The sequence below is a fragment of the Mesorhizobium sp. M0968 genome (genome assembly GCF_040319065.1).
Taxonomy (GTDB): domain Bacteria; phylum Pseudomonadota; class Alphaproteobacteria; order Rhizobiales; family Rhizobiaceae; genus Mesorhizobium.
Window position 1 is genome coordinate 404793 of the sequence record NZ_JAMYNL010000003.1, and the last position, 13650, is coordinate 418442.

General features: G+C 62.3%; 20 protein-coding genes. 9 read left to right on the forward strand and 11 right to left on the reverse strand.

Translation table 11 applies throughout. From position 1 onward, the window contains the following. Nucleotides 1–16 precede the first annotated feature (16 nt). Together NKH67_RS07445 and lgt are read right to left on the reverse strand one after the other, a co-directional pair. On the reverse strand, nucleotides 17–1105 hold the full coding sequence (locus tag NKH67_RS07445; protein WP_352469753.1) for a class I SAM-dependent methyltransferase: 1089 nt from the start codon (nucleotides 1103–1105) through the stop codon (nucleotides 17–19). Continuing rightward, nucleotides 1102–1953: a prolipoprotein diacylglyceryl transferase gene (gene lgt / locus NKH67_RS07450; RefSeq protein WP_352469754.1), complete on the reverse strand. Its 852-nt coding sequence runs from the start codon at nucleotides 1951–1953 to the stop codon at nucleotides 1102–1104. The genes NKH67_RS07445 and lgt overlap by 4 nt, the downstream gene beginning before the upstream one ends. Nucleotides 1954–2084: 131 nt before the next feature. Between lgt and NKH67_RS07455 the strand changes: the two genes are divergently transcribed. From NKH67_RS07455 to NKH67_RS07465, 3 genes are all read left to right on the forward strand, one after another. Beyond that, a complete protein-coding gene (locus NKH67_RS07455; protein ID WP_352469829.1) occupies nucleotides 2085–2387 on the forward strand; it encodes an accessory factor UbiK family protein in 303 nt (100 codons plus the stop codon). A 331-nt stretch (nucleotides 2388–2718) separates the two neighbouring features. Continuing rightward, nucleotides 2719–3219: a type III secretion system chaperone family protein gene (locus NKH67_RS07460; RefSeq protein WP_023678420.1), complete on the forward strand. Its 501-nt coding sequence runs from the start codon at nucleotides 2719–2721 to the stop codon at nucleotides 3217–3219. A 6-nt stretch (nucleotides 3220–3225) separates the two neighbouring features. Then, a complete protein-coding gene (locus tag NKH67_RS07465) occupies nucleotides 3226–3585 on the forward strand; it encodes a tRNA-binding protein (protein ID WP_352469755.1) in 360 nt (119 codons plus the stop codon). 12 nt (nucleotides 3586–3597) lie between these two features. Here the strand turns inward: NKH67_RS07465 and NKH67_RS07470 are convergent, their stop codons facing one another. From NKH67_RS07470 to NKH67_RS07485, 4 genes are all read right to left on the reverse strand, one after another. After that, a complete protein-coding gene (locus NKH67_RS07470; RefSeq protein WP_352450495.1) occupies nucleotides 3598–4620 on the reverse strand; it encodes a glycosyltransferase family 4 protein in 1023 nt (340 codons plus the stop codon). 205 nt (nucleotides 4621–4825) lie between these two features. Then, nucleotides 4826–6241: an ATP-binding protein gene (locus NKH67_RS07475; RefSeq protein WP_352469756.1), complete on the reverse strand. Its 1416-nt coding sequence runs from the start codon at nucleotides 6239–6241 to the stop codon at nucleotides 4826–4828. Nucleotides 6242–6291: 50 nt separating this feature from the next. After that, nucleotides 6292–7011: a response regulator gene (locus tag NKH67_RS07480; RefSeq protein WP_023678415.1), complete on the reverse strand. Its 720-nt coding sequence runs from the start codon at nucleotides 7009–7011 to the stop codon at nucleotides 6292–6294. After that, nucleotides 6998–7525, reverse strand: coding sequence for a MarR family winged helix-turn-helix transcriptional regulator (locus NKH67_RS07485; RefSeq protein ID WP_352456926.1), 528 nt, complete (start codon nucleotides 7523–7525; stop codon nucleotides 6998–7000). Before NKH67_RS07485 ends, NKH67_RS07480 begins: the two co-directional genes overlap by 14 nt. Before the next feature lie 249 nt (nucleotides 7526–7774). Between NKH67_RS07485 and NKH67_RS07490 the strand changes: the two genes are divergently transcribed. The 3 genes from NKH67_RS07490 (at nucleotide 7775) to NKH67_RS07500 (ending at nucleotide 9943) form a co-directional block, all read left to right on the forward strand. Continuing rightward, nucleotides 7775–8668 (forward strand): branched-chain amino acid aminotransferase, encoded by an 894-nt coding sequence (locus NKH67_RS07490; RefSeq protein WP_352450493.1) that lies wholly within the window; start codon nucleotides 7775–7777, stop codon nucleotides 8666–8668. 145 nt (nucleotides 8669–8813) lie between these two features. Next, nucleotides 8814–9125: a hypothetical protein gene (locus tag NKH67_RS07495; RefSeq protein ID WP_352450492.1), complete on the forward strand. Its 312-nt coding sequence runs from the start codon at nucleotides 8814–8816 to the stop codon at nucleotides 9123–9125. Between the two features lie 176 nt (nucleotides 9126–9301). Beyond that, nucleotides 9302–9943 (forward strand): MBL fold metallo-hydrolase, encoded by a 642-nt coding sequence (locus NKH67_RS07500; protein WP_352469757.1) that lies wholly within the window; start codon nucleotides 9302–9304, stop codon nucleotides 9941–9943. Between the two features lie 69 nt (nucleotides 9944–10012). On the opposite strand, the gene NKH67_RS07505 is transcribed toward NKH67_RS07500, so the two are convergent. The 3 genes from NKH67_RS07505 to NKH67_RS07515 form a co-directional block, all read right to left on the reverse strand. After that, nucleotides 10013–10423 carry a BA14K family protein gene (locus tag NKH67_RS07505; RefSeq protein ID WP_023678410.1) on the reverse strand — a complete coding sequence of 137 codons (411 nt, stop codon included), beginning with the start codon at nucleotides 10421–10423 and terminating at the stop codon, nucleotides 10013–10015. Between the two features lie 190 nt (nucleotides 10424–10613). Further along, a complete protein-coding gene (locus NKH67_RS07510) occupies nucleotides 10614–10826 on the reverse strand; it encodes a cold-shock protein (protein ID WP_006202521.1) in 213 nt (70 codons plus the stop codon). A 227-nt stretch (nucleotides 10827–11053) separates the two neighbouring features. Beyond that, nucleotides 11054–11266, reverse strand: coding sequence for a cold-shock protein (locus NKH67_RS07515; RefSeq protein WP_006202520.1), 213 nt, complete (start codon nucleotides 11264–11266; stop codon nucleotides 11054–11056). A gap of 490 nt (nucleotides 11267–11756) precedes the next feature. On the opposite strand from NKH67_RS07515, the gene NKH67_RS07520 reads away from it, so the two are divergent. Further along, a complete protein-coding gene (locus NKH67_RS07520; protein ID WP_023678409.1) occupies nucleotides 11757–12158 on the forward strand; it encodes a Kazal-type serine protease inhibitor family protein in 402 nt (133 codons plus the stop codon). A gap of 137 nt (nucleotides 12159–12295) precedes the next feature. On the opposite strand, the gene NKH67_RS07525 is transcribed toward NKH67_RS07520, so the two are convergent. Further along, complete coding sequence (locus tag NKH67_RS07525) at nucleotides 12296–12541, reverse strand: hypothetical protein (protein ID WP_023678408.1); 246 nt, start codon at nucleotides 12539–12541, stop codon at nucleotides 12296–12298. Then, nucleotides 12538–12804 carry a hypothetical protein gene (locus tag NKH67_RS07530; RefSeq protein WP_352469759.1) on the reverse strand — a complete coding sequence of 89 codons (267 nt, stop codon included), beginning with the start codon at nucleotides 12802–12804 and terminating at the stop codon, nucleotides 12538–12540. Before NKH67_RS07530 ends, NKH67_RS07525 begins: the two co-directional genes overlap by 4 nt. 368 nt (nucleotides 12805–13172) lie before the next feature. Between NKH67_RS07530 and NKH67_RS07535 the strand changes: the two genes are divergently transcribed. Both NKH67_RS07535 and NKH67_RS07540 read left to right on the forward strand, forming a co-directional pair. Continuing rightward, nucleotides 13173–13355: a hypothetical protein gene (locus tag NKH67_RS07535; protein ID WP_023678406.1), complete on the forward strand. Its 183-nt coding sequence runs from the start codon at nucleotides 13173–13175 to the stop codon at nucleotides 13353–13355. 10 nt (nucleotides 13356–13365) lie between these two features. Further along, nucleotides 13366–13632, forward strand: coding sequence for a DUF1488 family protein (locus NKH67_RS07540; protein ID WP_023678405.1), 267 nt, complete (start codon nucleotides 13366–13368; stop codon nucleotides 13630–13632). The last annotated feature ends 18 nt before the right edge of the window (nucleotides 13633–13650 follow it).

Below are 13650 nucleotides of genomic sequence, written 5' to 3' on the forward strand. Positions count from 1 at the left end.
AGGCGGCAGCGAAAAGTCAATCCATGCTTGGAAACGGCGGAACGGCAATGCCGGCGGGGAGGACGGCAAGCACCTTGAAGAGTTCGCCCATGGCCAGCGGGCCGGCGAGGCGCTCGACGTCGGCCGCGATCTTTTCGCGAGCTGCCTCATCGGCATTGGCGCCGAGCCGGCCAGCTCGTTCGAGAAGCCCCATCTTGAGCAGGAATTCACCTTGCGTTGAGAGGTGGGCATCGAGGCTGTGTGCCCGAACGGTTGCCGCGAGGGCAGCGAAATCGACATGGGCTGTGAGATCGGCCCGCCCCGGATTGGCCAGCACGTCCTCATGACGGTGCTTGCGCAAGGCCTGCAAGGTGTCGCCGATCCCGGGCTGGAGGTGACCGTAGTCGAGAAACAGGCCGGCGCCGCCAAATCCGGCAAGTCGCCCGGCGATGGCCGCCATCAGGGCGGCGCGGGCTGGCGCCACCTCGACGATCGCACCTTCCGGCGCATTCTCGGCACCCTCCGGCAGCAGCATCGGGTCGAGCGAGCCGGCGCCGACGAAAAAGCGCAGCCGGTTCGCATCGTCGAGACCGATCATCCGCTCGCGCCAGCCGGCTCCGGCGCGGACGAACTGGCGGATGGGCACCGCGTCAAACAGCTCATTACCAACAATCAGAAGCGGCGCCTGCGGTAGTGTGTCCACGGCCTCATGCCAGGCGACGGTGGCCGACGTCCCGGCAAGCGTTCGTTTCTGGACCTCGGTCAACCGCGGACTGGTCTCGATCAAGGCGAACGATGCGCTGGCGGTAAGCGTCGGATCGAGCCGCGAAAGCGTGCGCAGCATATCTCTCATCAGCGTGCCGCGGCCGGGGCCTATTTCGGCGATGGCGACCGGCGTCGGCCGGTCGATCGCCAGCCACGCCTGGTAGAGCCAGATGGCGACCAGTTCGCCGAACATCTGGCTGACCTCCGGCGCGGTGACGAAGTCGCCGGCGGCGCCGAACGGCTCACGTGTCGTATAATAGCCGTCCTGCGGATCGAACAGGCAGAGCGCCATGTATTCGCTGATGGGGATCGGTCCCACCGCACCGATCAGCTCGGCGATGCGGGTCTCCAGCCGCGTCATGCCGGCTGCGGTTTTGTCACCGGCTTGGCTGTAGCCATCGCCCAGATGCCGGCCAGCACCATCGGCAGTGACAGCACCATTCCCATGGTCAGCCAGCTCGTGCCAAGGAGGTAGCCAAGCTGCTGGTCGGGCTCGCGAAAGAATTCGACGAAGATGCGCGAGGCGCCATAGCCGGCGATGAAGGCGCCGCCGACGAAGCGCGGCGTCTTCAGCTTGAGCCGCGAATGGGTGAGGAAGCGCAGGATAAGGAACAACACCAGCCCTTCGAGCAGCGCCTCGTAGATCTGGCTCGGATGGCGTGCAAATGGACCGCCATTGGGGAATTCGAATGCCCATGGAACGTCGGTCGGCCGGCCCCATAGTTCGGAATTGATGAAGTTTGCCAGGCGAACGAGGCCAAGCCCCACCGGCACGCCGGCGGCAACCACGTCGAACAGCGACCATGTGCGGATGCCGCGAGACCGGGAAAACAGCGTCATTGCGACAATGACGCCGATCAGACCGCCATGAAACGACATGCCGCCCTGCCAGACGGCGACGATATCGAGCGGATTGGCGATGTAGCGCGGCAGGTCGTAGAACAGCACGTAGCCGGTGCGTCCGCCGAGCACCACACCGATGGCTGCCCAGACGATGAAGTCGTCGAGGTCGACGGGCTTCATCGGCAGGGTGCCGTCGGGCCACAGTTTTGGGTTGGTGACGAGGCGCTTGGCATACCACCAGGCGAACAGAATGCCGACGATGTAGCCGACGCCGTACCAATGCACCGTCAGCGGTCCGATCCGGACGATGACCGGGTCGATGTTGGGAAAGGGCAGGGCGGCCAGCGGCAGCAAATATTCGCTCAACAGGGTCTCCGGGTTCCCAATCAGGTTCGGGCGCGGACCATGCGGCAGGCTTTTGGCGGGGTCAAGGCAAGCATATGCTTGCATTCCGAATCGCGCGCCACTACGTCAATTCGACCAAGCGAGGATTTGCCATGGCGACCGGACCGAACCGCATTCTCGATGAATTCGCCAAGCTGATGACCGATGCAGCCGGTGCCGCGCAAGGCGTGCGGCGCGAGGTGGAGACCGCCTTCAGGGGCCAGGCCGAGCGCATACTCAACTCCATGGACGTGGTGCAGCGCGAGGAATTCGAGGCCGCTCGCGACATGGCGGCGAAGGCCAGGGAAGAAAACACCCGCCTCGCCGCTCGCATCGAGGCGCTCGAGGCCAGGCTTGCCGAATTGACCGGTCAACCAGCGCCTGCGGCTGCGTCAAAGCCGCGTGCAAAAAAATAACAAGAAATAAATCGTTAAACTTTTCCACAAAGCCGGATCGCAAAAAGCGCTTTGTCGTGAATCGCTTACCGGTACTGCGTGAATCTTTGTGACAGCGCCTTTCCACATGCGAATGACGCAGTGCGAAAAATTTGGCTGGTCACGCGACTCCCGATCAATAGACTGAATTTGTTGCATGATTCGGAGCAGGGTCATGCGCCGGGCGGTGGGGTCCGGTCCGGGGTCTTTGCGTTGACGAAGTCCTGGCCGTCCGAGTTCTAGGCAGAATTGTTCGAGTGTGCCTCTCCCGCGGAGCGTGTGGTGGCGCTCCCAGAACGACAGGAAGCATTTCATGGAACTTCTCGAACTCGAATTCTCCCGCGAAATCCATCCGGTGGATGTTATCGAGCAGGTGGCGCACAATAACGATTGGTCCTTCGAGCGGGCCGGCGACGACGAGATCTCGATCTCGGTTGCCGGAAGCTGGACCGACTACCACGTTTCATTCTCCTGGATGGAGGACTACGAGGCGCTGCACCTGGCCTGCGCCTTCGACATCAAGGTCCCGGAGGCGCGCGCGCTCGAGGTGATGCGGCTGCTTTCGCTGATCAACGAGCAGATGCTGTTTGGCCATTTCGATCTCTGGGAGCAGGAAGGCGCCATCATGTTCCGCCAGTCGCTGCTGCTGGCCGGTGGGGTCGAGCCGTCGAGCCAGCAGGTCGAGGTGCTGCTGTCGTCGGCGCTGGAGGCCTGCGAATGCTATTTCCAGGCGTTCCAGTTCGTCGTCTGGTCAGGCACTTCGGCCAAGGATGCGTTGGCCGGCGTGCTGTTCGAAACCTACGGAAACGCCTGATCGTCGATGAGTTCGAGCAACGCGCGAAAACCCGAGATCAGCTTTGCCGATTTCGACCGCATCGACATCCGCGCCGGCACGATCGTCGAGGCCGAGCCTTTTCCCGAGGCGCGCAAGCCGGCGATCAAATTGAAAATCAACTTCGGTCCCGTGATCGGGGTGAAGAAATCCTCGGCCCAGATCACGAAATATTATACGCCCGAAACCCTAATCGGCCGGCAGGTGTTCGCTGTGGTCAATTTCCCGCCGCGTCAGATCGGGCCATTCATGTCGGAAGTGCTGACGCTCGGCTTTCCTGACGAGGAGGGCGCCGTCGTCCTTGGCGCGATCGAGCGCAAGGTGCCGGACGGCGGCAGGTTGTTCTAGCTGCGCTGTTGTTCACGCAGCCAGTTTACGCGTGGTACCCAGCGCCTCTTCGACCGTTTCCATGAACATTTCCGCGCAGGCCTTCCAGCTGTAGCGCATCGCGCGTTGCCGCGCCTCGGCGCGGTCGACGTGAAGGGCGGCGAGCGCTGCTTGCCGCAGGTCGTCCGACACCGCGCCGCCGATGCCGTCACCCACAATATCGATCGGTCCGGTGACTGGATAGGCTGCGACCGGCGTGCCGCTGGCCAGCGCCTCGATGATGACGTTGCCGAACGTGTCGGTGCGGCTGGGGAAGACGAAGGCATCGGCCGAAGCGTAGATCTCGGCCAGTTCGTCGTTCGGACGATGGCCAAGGAAATGGGCATCGGGATATCTGGCCTTCAGCTTCGCCAATTCCGGCCCTTCGCCTACGATCACCTTGCTGCCCGGCAGGTCGAGGTCGAGGAAGGCCGGCAGGTTCTTTTCGATCGCGACGCGGCCGACGCAGAGGAAGATCGGTCCGGGAAATCCCAGGTCCTTTCGTTTGTCCGGCCGAAAATGATCGGTGTCGACGCCGCGCGTCCACGGCCGGAGCTTGGTGAAGCCGCGCGCCGCAAGATCGTCGGCAAGCGACTGGGTGGCAACCAGCGTGCCCTGTCCTGAATTGTGGAAATCACGCAGCCAGCGATAGGCCCATGCTTCAGGCACCGGCAGGCGCGCGCTCAGATATTCCGGAAAACGTGTGTGATAGCTGGTCGTGAACGGGCGGCCGGCGTTGCGGCAGTAGCGCCGGGCCATAATGCCGAGCGGTCCTTCGGTGACGATATGGATGTGGTCCACCTTGCGTGCCTCGATCAGCTGCGCCACGCGGTGCGGCGTCGTCAGCGCCAGCCTGATATCGGGATAGGTCGGCAGAGGCAGGGTGCGAAAGATATTCGGCGTCAGGAAGTCCGTCTCGATATCGAAGGATTTCAGGGTCTCCGAGAGACGCTCCAGCGTGTGGACGACGCCGTTGACTTGCGGGCGCCAGGCGTCGGTGACCATCAGGATGCGCATGGCGGTCCCTTGGCGGCAAGCTTGATTGCCTCGCCGCGACGCCTGAGCGGCGACCACGCCGCAGCTCGGGCGTCGCACCAGCGCACCCGGGCAGGCGCGGGGTCGAAATGAGGCCGCAGGGCCGAATCAATCAGGATCGCGCGCTTCATTGGCGCTCTTAACCATGGTTTCATGACGGGCCGATGAAGGCCGGGTGTCGCTGCCGTCAAGCGGGGACCTTGATCACCGCCCGAAGGCCGCCGAGCGGGCTGCGTTCGAGGACAATGTCGCCGCCATGGCTGCGGGCAATGTCGCGTGCGATGGAGAGGCCAAGGCCGGTGCCGCTGGCGTCGAGGTTGCGGGCCTCGTCCAGCCGCACGAACGGCTTGAATACATCCTCTCGCTTTTCGGGCGGAATTCCCGGGCCGTCATCGTCGATGGTGACGAGCAGCGAACCGCGCCCATGATTGGCATTGATCTCCACCGTCTTGGCATAGCGGAATGCATTGCCGACGACATTGGACAGCAGCCGGGCAAAGGCATTGGGGCGCACGTGCACATGCGGATCGCCGACAAGCACGGTCGACAGCTTGCGCTTGCGCAGCGCGGCTTCCTCGCGAAGCTTGTCGAAGAAGGCTTCGAGATCGAACTGACCGGTGTCTTCCGAAGCTTCGCCGCGTGCAAAGGCAAGATAGCCTTCCAGCATCGACTGCATGTCGTCGATGTCCTGGTCGAGTGCCTGGGTATCGGCCGCCTTGGTCCCGGCAAGCGCCAATTGCAGTTTGAAGCGGGTGAGGATGGTCCTCAGATCGTGGCTGACGCCGCTCAGCATGGCGGTGCGCTGCTCGAGCTGGCGTTCGATGCGTTCGCGCATCTGGATGAAGGCAAAGCCGGCGCGGCGGACTTCCTCCGCGCCGCGCGGGCGAAAATCGCGCGGCATCGGCCGGCCCTTGCCGAAGCTCTCGGCCGCCTCGGCCAGCGTCAGAATCGGCCGGATCTGGTTGCGCAGGAAGGGAATGGCTATCATCAGCAGCACCAGCGAGGTGCCGACCATCCAGATCAGGAAAATATGGGTGTTCGATGCATAGGCCTGGCTGCGGCGCACGAAGACGCGCAGCACCTTGTTCTCGAGCTGGACGCGGACCTCGACGATATTGGAATTGCCGACCGTATCGATCCAGAACGGACGGTTGATCTGGCGGGTGATCTCGGACGAAAGGATCTCGTCGAGGATCGAGAAGAACGGCTTTGGCCCGGGAGGCGGCAGCGGGTCGGGCGGTAGGAGGTCGACCTTCAGCTGCATGCGATCCTGGGCGATGCGGATGACGTTGGCGTAGTCGGCGTCGTGAGGATAGGTCTCTATCAGGTCGATGATGGCGGCGATGTCGCGCACCGTGGCCTGCGACAGGCGTTGCGTCACGGTCTGCCAGTGGCGCTCCATGAAGACAAAGGCGACGACCGACTGCAGCATGATCATTGGCGCGATGACGATGATCAGCGAGCGGGCATAGAGCCGCTTCGGCATGTAAAGCGACACCAGGCGCCAGAAACGGTTCCAGGCGCGCGGCACGGCCTTGAGCGCCCGCGTCGCGCGAGCGCTCAAGCCGCCATCTCCCGGCCGTTCGAGTTGCGTGGTCGCCATTCGTCCTTTCGCTCACCGGGACCCGGCAAAGGGCCGCTGTCGGCGGCATTCTATTCCACGCTGAGCCGATACCCAATACCGCGCACGGTCTGCAGCCAGACCGGATTGGACGGATCGCGTTCGATCTTGCGGCGCAGCCGGTTGATCTGGACGTCGATCGTGCGCTCGCCGACCTCGGATTCATCGCCGACAAGCTCATGCCGCGGTATCGTTTCGCCGGCACGCGCAGCGAAGATCGCCAGGATTTCCTGCTCGCGGTCGGTCAGCTTGAGCGCCTCGCCGCCGCGCTTCAGCTCACGCCTGGCGATCTGGAACGTATAGGGGCCAAAGACCAGCTGTTCGACCTTGGGCGTCGTCGCGGGGCCGCCGCGGCGCAGGATATTGTTGATGCGCAGGATCAGCTCGCGCGGGTCGAACGGTTTAGGCAGATAGTCGTCGGCACCGGCCTCGAGCCCGGTGATCCGGCTGTCGGTTTCGGACAGTGCGGTGAGCATCAGGATCGGCACGTTTTTCTCGGCCCGCAGCGCCTTGGTGAGATCGACGCCGCTTTCACCCGGCATCATGACGTCGAGCACGATCAGATCGAAGTCGAGGCCGGCGAGCTTGCGCCTCGCCTCGCCGGAATTTCCGGCGACGGTGACGCGAAAACCGTTTTCGGTCAGATACTGTTTCAGAAGATTGCGGATACGGGTGTCGTCGTCGACCACCAGCAGATGCGGCGCGTCGTCTTCCGGTGCTGTCGGATGATCAACCCTCTCAATGGTCTCCATGGTTTTTCCCTGACATCTTTGCGGGCACAATGTCGATCTGCGCCCTTAGTTCCGGATTTACCATCGCTTCAAGGAACCGTTCGATAACGGCGCGTTCGGTGGCTCCGGAATCTTCCAATGCAGCATGGATGCGGCGCGACTGTGGCCGCGCCAGTGCCAGCGCCAGAGCACGGCCCTTGGCCGTCGGATAAAGCTCGCGCTGGCGGCGGTCGCGGGGGCCCTGCAATTGCACGATATGGTCGGTGTCGATCAGTTGCTTGAGCACGCGCGCCAGGCTCTGCTTGGTGATCTTGAGCACATCGAGGAGCTCGGCGACCGTCAGGCCGGGCCGGCGATTGACAAAATGCAACACCCGATGATGGGCGCGGCCAAAACCGTAATCGGCCAGGATCTGGTCCGGATCGGAGGTAAAGTCGCGATAGGCGAAGAAGAACAACTCGATGATGGCGAAATCGATGCCGTCCTCGTCGGTGATCGCTGTCCTGATCGGCTCTGCGGCTGCGTGGCTCGTCATCTTTTCTCCGTGTGAAGCAGGAAATTATGTCAGCACTATTGACGTATTTTCCGCGCGATGGTAATTTTTGGCAAGCTTTTCGGCGGATTGCGAACGAAAAGGCAAGCGAAGCCGTTTTTTCCGGAACTTCCTGAGTTTGCCAGACCTTAAATATCCGCCTACGCTTTGAGACAATGGCCGCCCGCAGCGGCCGAGGCGAAACACGCAACGACACAATGATGTGCGGGCTGCCGCCCGCGGGAGGTTACCATGGCATCCGTTCCCTTCGACCAACTGGACGGCTTTATCTGGATGAACGGCGAATTCGTCAAATGGGCCGACGCCAAGATCCACGTCTTGACCCACGGGCTGCACTACGCCAGCGCGGTATTCGAGGGCGAGCGCGCTTATGGGGGCGAAATTTTCAAGCTGACCGACCACACCGAACGCCTGCATGAATCGGCGCGCCTGCTTGGCTTCAAGATACCCTACTCGGTCGCCGAGATCGACGACGCCTGCCGCACGCTGTTGAAGAAGCAAGGTTTCCAGGACGCCTATGTCCGGCCGATCGCGTGGCGCGGCAGCGAACAGATGGGCGTTTCCGCACAGAACAGTCGGATCAACTGCGCCATCGCCATCTGGCAGTGGCCAAGCTATTTCGACCCGGCGCAGAAGCTCAAGGGGATCCGCCTCGACATGGCCGAATGGCGCCGCCCCGACCCGCGCACCGCACCGTCGAAATCGAAGGCGGCCGGCCTCTACATGATCTGCACCATGTCCAAGCATGCCGCCGAGGCCAAGGGCTATGCCGACGCCATGATGCTCGACTGGCGTGGCCAGGTGGCGGAAGCGACAGGCGCCAACATCTTCTTCGTCAAGGACGGCAAGATCCATACGCCCAAGCCTGATTGCTTCCTCGACGGCATCACCCGCCGCACGGTTATCGGCCTTGCCAAGGACCGCGGTTTGGAGGTGATCGAGCGCGCCATCATGCCGGATGAGCTTGAAGGCTTCCAGCAGTGCTTCCTCACCGGGACGGCAGCCGAGGTGACGCCTGTTTCGGAGATCGGTCCATACCGATTCGAGGTCGGCGAAATCGCCAAGACGCTGATGAATGACTATTCTGCGGCCGTTCAGCCCAAGCACGCAATCGCTGCAGAATAACGAAAGTCACAGCTTTTTTAACTAGTAAGGGCGGTTTTCGGGCCGCCCCTTTTATTTAAGCGCTTCTGCATTTGACTTTCACACAATTCGGCGTCTCATGATGGGGTCGGCCCGGGAGGCTGGCAGCTATGGAGGGACTGGAAATATGGATATGAACACGCTTCTTCCGATCATTATTCAGGTGATTACGGGTATCATCGGTGGTCAGGCGGTTGGCGCGGCTATCAAGACTGCGGCGATGGGGCAGCTTACCAAAATCCTGGGCGGCGCTGTCGGCGGCGTCGGCGGTGCGGCCATCCTCAACAGTCTGCTGGGTGGCTCGGTCGATCCGGCAGCCGCCGCCACGGCGGCAGGGGCCGGCAGCGCGTTGAACATTTCAAATATCGTTGGCGGTGCCGGCGGCGGCGCCATCCTGACCGGCATCATCGGTGCGGTCATGAACGCGATGAAGAAATAAGCTTTGACGTTTCAGGTTTTCAAATGGGCGGCTTCGGCCGCCCATTTCGTTTGCCGTTTGTGGGAGCGGTGGACGCCGTTCGCGTGTGTCTCTACATCAGAGCCTGGTTCAAGGTTGGAGCACTCCTGACGCGTTCGAGGGGACGCGCAGCGCTCCGACAGCGTGAAAGGACGAATATGGGTCAGCTCAACGCCGGCATCGTGCCGGTCACGCCGTTCCAGCAGAACTGCACCATCCTCTTCGACATGGACGACAGGCAAGGCGTTGTCGTCGATCCGGGCGGCGACATCGACAAGGTGCTGGCGGCGCTCGAGGACAATGCGATCACTGCCGGCGCGATCTGGATCACGCATGGCCATATCGATCATGCCGGCGGGGCCATGGAGTTGAAGGAGGCGCTCGGTATCGAGATCATCGGCCCGCATGCCGCCGACCGGCCGCTGCTCGCCAATCTCGAGAACCAGGCGAAGCGCTACGGCATCACCGATCCCGTGCGCAACTGTGTCCCCGACCGGTTCCTTGCCGAAGGCGAGACCGTTTCGTTCGGCTCGCACGTGTTTGAGGTGCTCCATTGTCCGGGCCACGCACCCGGCCACGTCGTCTACTATAACCGGGCTGCGAAGTTCGCCCATGTCGGCGACGTGCTGTTCCGCGGTTCGGTCGGCCGCACCGATCTGCCGGGCGGCAACCACGCCGCGCTGATCGCCTCGATCAAGGAGAAGCTTTTGCCGTTGGGCGACAACATCGGCTTTATCTGCGGCCATGGTCCCGGCGGCCGTTTTGGTGAGGAGCGGCGGAGCAATCCTTTTCTGGTCTGAAACCGCTTGCCGGAAACAAAAAGCGCGGCCTGTGCGACCGCGCTTTTTTCCGACGGGAAACTGCCTCCGCTAATTGGCGGTGCAGAAATGCTGTTCGCCGTCATAGCCGGTGAACGTGCCGGTACGGGCGTTGAAGCTCCGGTAGCGGTCCGAGCAGTATTCGTACCAGCCGCGGGTCCACGGCTCCGCATAGCTTTCGGCATAGGCCACGCGCGGCTGCACGTAATAACGGCGCACCGGGGCAGGCCTGTAGTATTCATCATCATAGGCCGGGTCGTAATAGCGGGGCTGCGGGCTGGCGAGCGCACCGCCGATCAGGGCACCGGCCGCAAGGCCGAGCACACCGGCCGCAACGGCGTCGCCGTGGCCGTGGTGGCGGCGGTGATGGCGCCATTCGTCGGCATTGGCCGCGGGCAAGGTCGCAAGCGTGGTCGCAACGACCGCGGCGGACAGGATGGCAGTCTTGAAAATTCGGTTCATGTCGGTCTCCTTCGTGCCGGCCCGGGTCGTTTTCGGGGATGCGGTCCGGCTTTAACGAAGATTAATATGCGACCGTGGCTGAACGGGGGCTGAACGAAATTTGACCAGGCGGTTCATCTAACTGGGCGGTTCAAGCGTGCGGCAAACACCGCAGGCCAGACCGGCCCACGTCCATTCTGCCCGGGGTGGTTCAGCCGATCGACAGGTTGACGGCTTTCGGACCCTTGCCGCGCTTGTCCGGCTCGGTGTCGAATGTCACTTTCTGCCCATCCTCGAGACCGGGAAGACCCGACGCCTGCACGGCCGAAATATGGACGAAGACATCCTTTGCCCCGTCGTCCGGCGTGATGAAGCCGAAGCCCTTGGCGTGATTGAAGAATTTGACGGTGCCGGTCTGCGGCATGGGAAGCTCCTTTGATCCCACAAGTCCAGTCTCGGGCCGGCAAATGCCCGGACGGAAATTTGTCCTTTATTTTAGTGCCATCGGCAAGAGAAAGTTTTGCGGGTGCCGGCAAGCATCCCCGGAACACAAAAGGCGCGACGAAAACCGCCGCGCCTTCATAAAACTCACGTCACACCAAAGCCTTGCAGCATCCTCACACCCCGAAAGGACGCGCGGCACGCCGCAGTTCAGGCGGCGCGGAGATTGACCGCTTTCGGACCCTTGCCCATACGGTCGGGCTCGACATCGAAGGTGACCTTCTGACCGTCGACGAGCGTGCGCAGCCCGGAAGCCTCGATCGCCGAGATGTGGACGAACACATCCTTGGCGCCGCCATCGGGCGTGATGAAGCCGAAGCCTTTGGTAGCGTTGAAGAATTTAACGGTGCCGGTCTGGGCCATTGGGGAAACTCCTTCACCCGTGTCAGTCTTGGTGGTTCCGCCCGCCGCCTGGCGCCGTGGGCAAGTCCCGGTGGTTGCTTCGGCAGTCATGCATTGGCGCATGGTAAAACCCCCCGCCGAAAACGGGGCTGTCAGAGATTCACAGTATCGGGGAAAGGTCGTCCAAAACGTTCCGCTCTCCGGGTCGCAAATGCCCGAACACAAAATTTATCGCACGGAAACGTGATGCTTGCAAGACACAGCCGCGGGCGACCCCAACAGGCGCATCCCGACGCATCGCACCGATAGTCCCGGTTCTCTGCGCGGTCATCGGCCAGACTTCACCCAGGCATGGTCCAGCAAGCGGGGCAGGTGCTGTCTTGGCTTGCGCCGGCATACCGCCCTGGCTCGCCAGTTGCAAACAGGGGTTGCATCTGGCGGCGGAATGACGAGGATCGGCCTGACCCAGGCACCATTTGTGCAGGCAGGAGTTTCGAGGGAGGGAACATTCATGCGGTTTCTTGCGGCAATCTTTCCGCGGCAGGTTTTTTCCATCCTGTTCCTGTCGGCAATTCTCGCAGCCTGCACCGTCGTGGTGGATGATGAGGGGCCGGGGCCGCGCCCGCCACGGCCGGGGCCGCAATTCTGCACCAGGCAATATGACCCGGTCTGCGCCCGGCGCGGCGGCGACCGCCAGACCTTCGCCAATGCCTGCCTTGCCGAACGGGCCGGATACCGCATCATTCGCGAGGGCGAGTGCCGCGGCGGTGGTGGTGGCGGTGAGGAGCAGACATTCTGCACCCGCGAATACCGCCCCGTCTGTGCCCGTCGCCATGGCGAACTGCGCACATTCCCCAACGAATGCGAAGCCCGCGCGGCGGACTATCGCGTCGTCGATGACGGGCCCTGCTAGCGCACCGACCTACAGCCTGGCCGGATAAGCACCATCTGGGGGCCGGCGTACAGCTCAGCGCCGTTCCCTTGAAGATGCGCAGGCGACGCGGATCTGCGGCATCATCAGCATGTGAAGCAGCGTTGCGGCGCGTCGGCTCAGTTGGCCGGGTTGTCGACCGGTTCGAGATTGTCTTCCGTGGTGACCCGCTCATAGGTCTCCTGATCGCTGCGGATGCGATATTGCGGCGAGCCGTCCTTGACCGGCAGCCGGCTCTTGATCTGGAACAGCTCCGCGGTCTTTTGGGCAAGGCCGGTGCGGCTCTTCATGCGGACGGTCTGGCCGACGGTGAAGATATGCGCCGGCGTGTCCGTGCGCCGCGCATTCTGCTGGAAGCGGATCATGTGACATTCTCCTGGTCGTGCCGAAGCGCTGCGTCGAGCTCGGCATGGTCAATGGCGACAAGCTGGCTGGTCGCGCTTTTCACTGTCCTTGCCGGCAGATGGATGAAAGTGGCGACGCGGCGCCAGGCAGGCCAGGACATGCCGTCGATCAGTTCTTCGTCGTGGTCGATGTCATAGTCGCCGGCCGGCTGCATGCCATCCAGCCCGCCAAGCACAAAAGGTGCCGCGAAATGCGCTATGGAATGGGTGGTGCGAGCAGACATTCTTGTGCGCCTCGAAGTTCTCGCTTGTGCCTTGAAGTTCTCGTGCCTTGAAGTTTCTTTCCGGCCTGCCCCGGAAGCGGAGCCTGCATTGCGGTACCAGGTGTCGGCGATTTGGATAAGTTTGGCGGGCCGAGAATCCCTGACACCGCGGGGCCAAGCATGACCCAAACGGTTTCATACCTCTAGTCTGAAAATACGACTTATTCAAGAAGTTTTCGGCCTCTTACCCCTACCAACGTCAAATTACTTTTCTATAGTTATCCGCAGAACGATGATACGGTCCCGGTGCACCTCAAAAATTGTTTGAAGAACTTCCGAAAAAATTCCTCCGGCATTTGTATTTATCTAGCAATGGAAGGAAGAGAGTCATGAACTCCGCAAGAACACCGGATGTCCCGACAGTTGCAGTCAGTCCTGTCGCAAAGCCGATAAAGGTCTTGTCGCCGCGTCTCACGATAAGAAGCGACGAGGCGGCAAGGCGAAGGATTGCCGACACCGACGGCACGGCGCGGCGGGCGCGCCAGCTTGCCGAAAGCAACCGCCTGATTTGACGCGCAAGCCATGACGCTCAATTTTCCCAATCCCAGCCGCTCCTATGACGCGGCGGCCAAGCGCATTCGTTTCGTCGGCCATGACGGCATGCTCGAAGTCCCGTTCTTTGTCGAGGTCGCGGCACTTTCGGCGGCAAACCCGGCTGCAAGCGGAGCCGAGGCCGAATTTCTCAGCGCCTTCGACGCCAAGCGTTCGTCGATCCACGAGATTGCGCGCCAAGCCTACTCGCACGGCCGCAGGAACATGTATGTGCTGACGCCGGCCGACTTCCGCTAGCTCGGTGGGTTCCGAGGT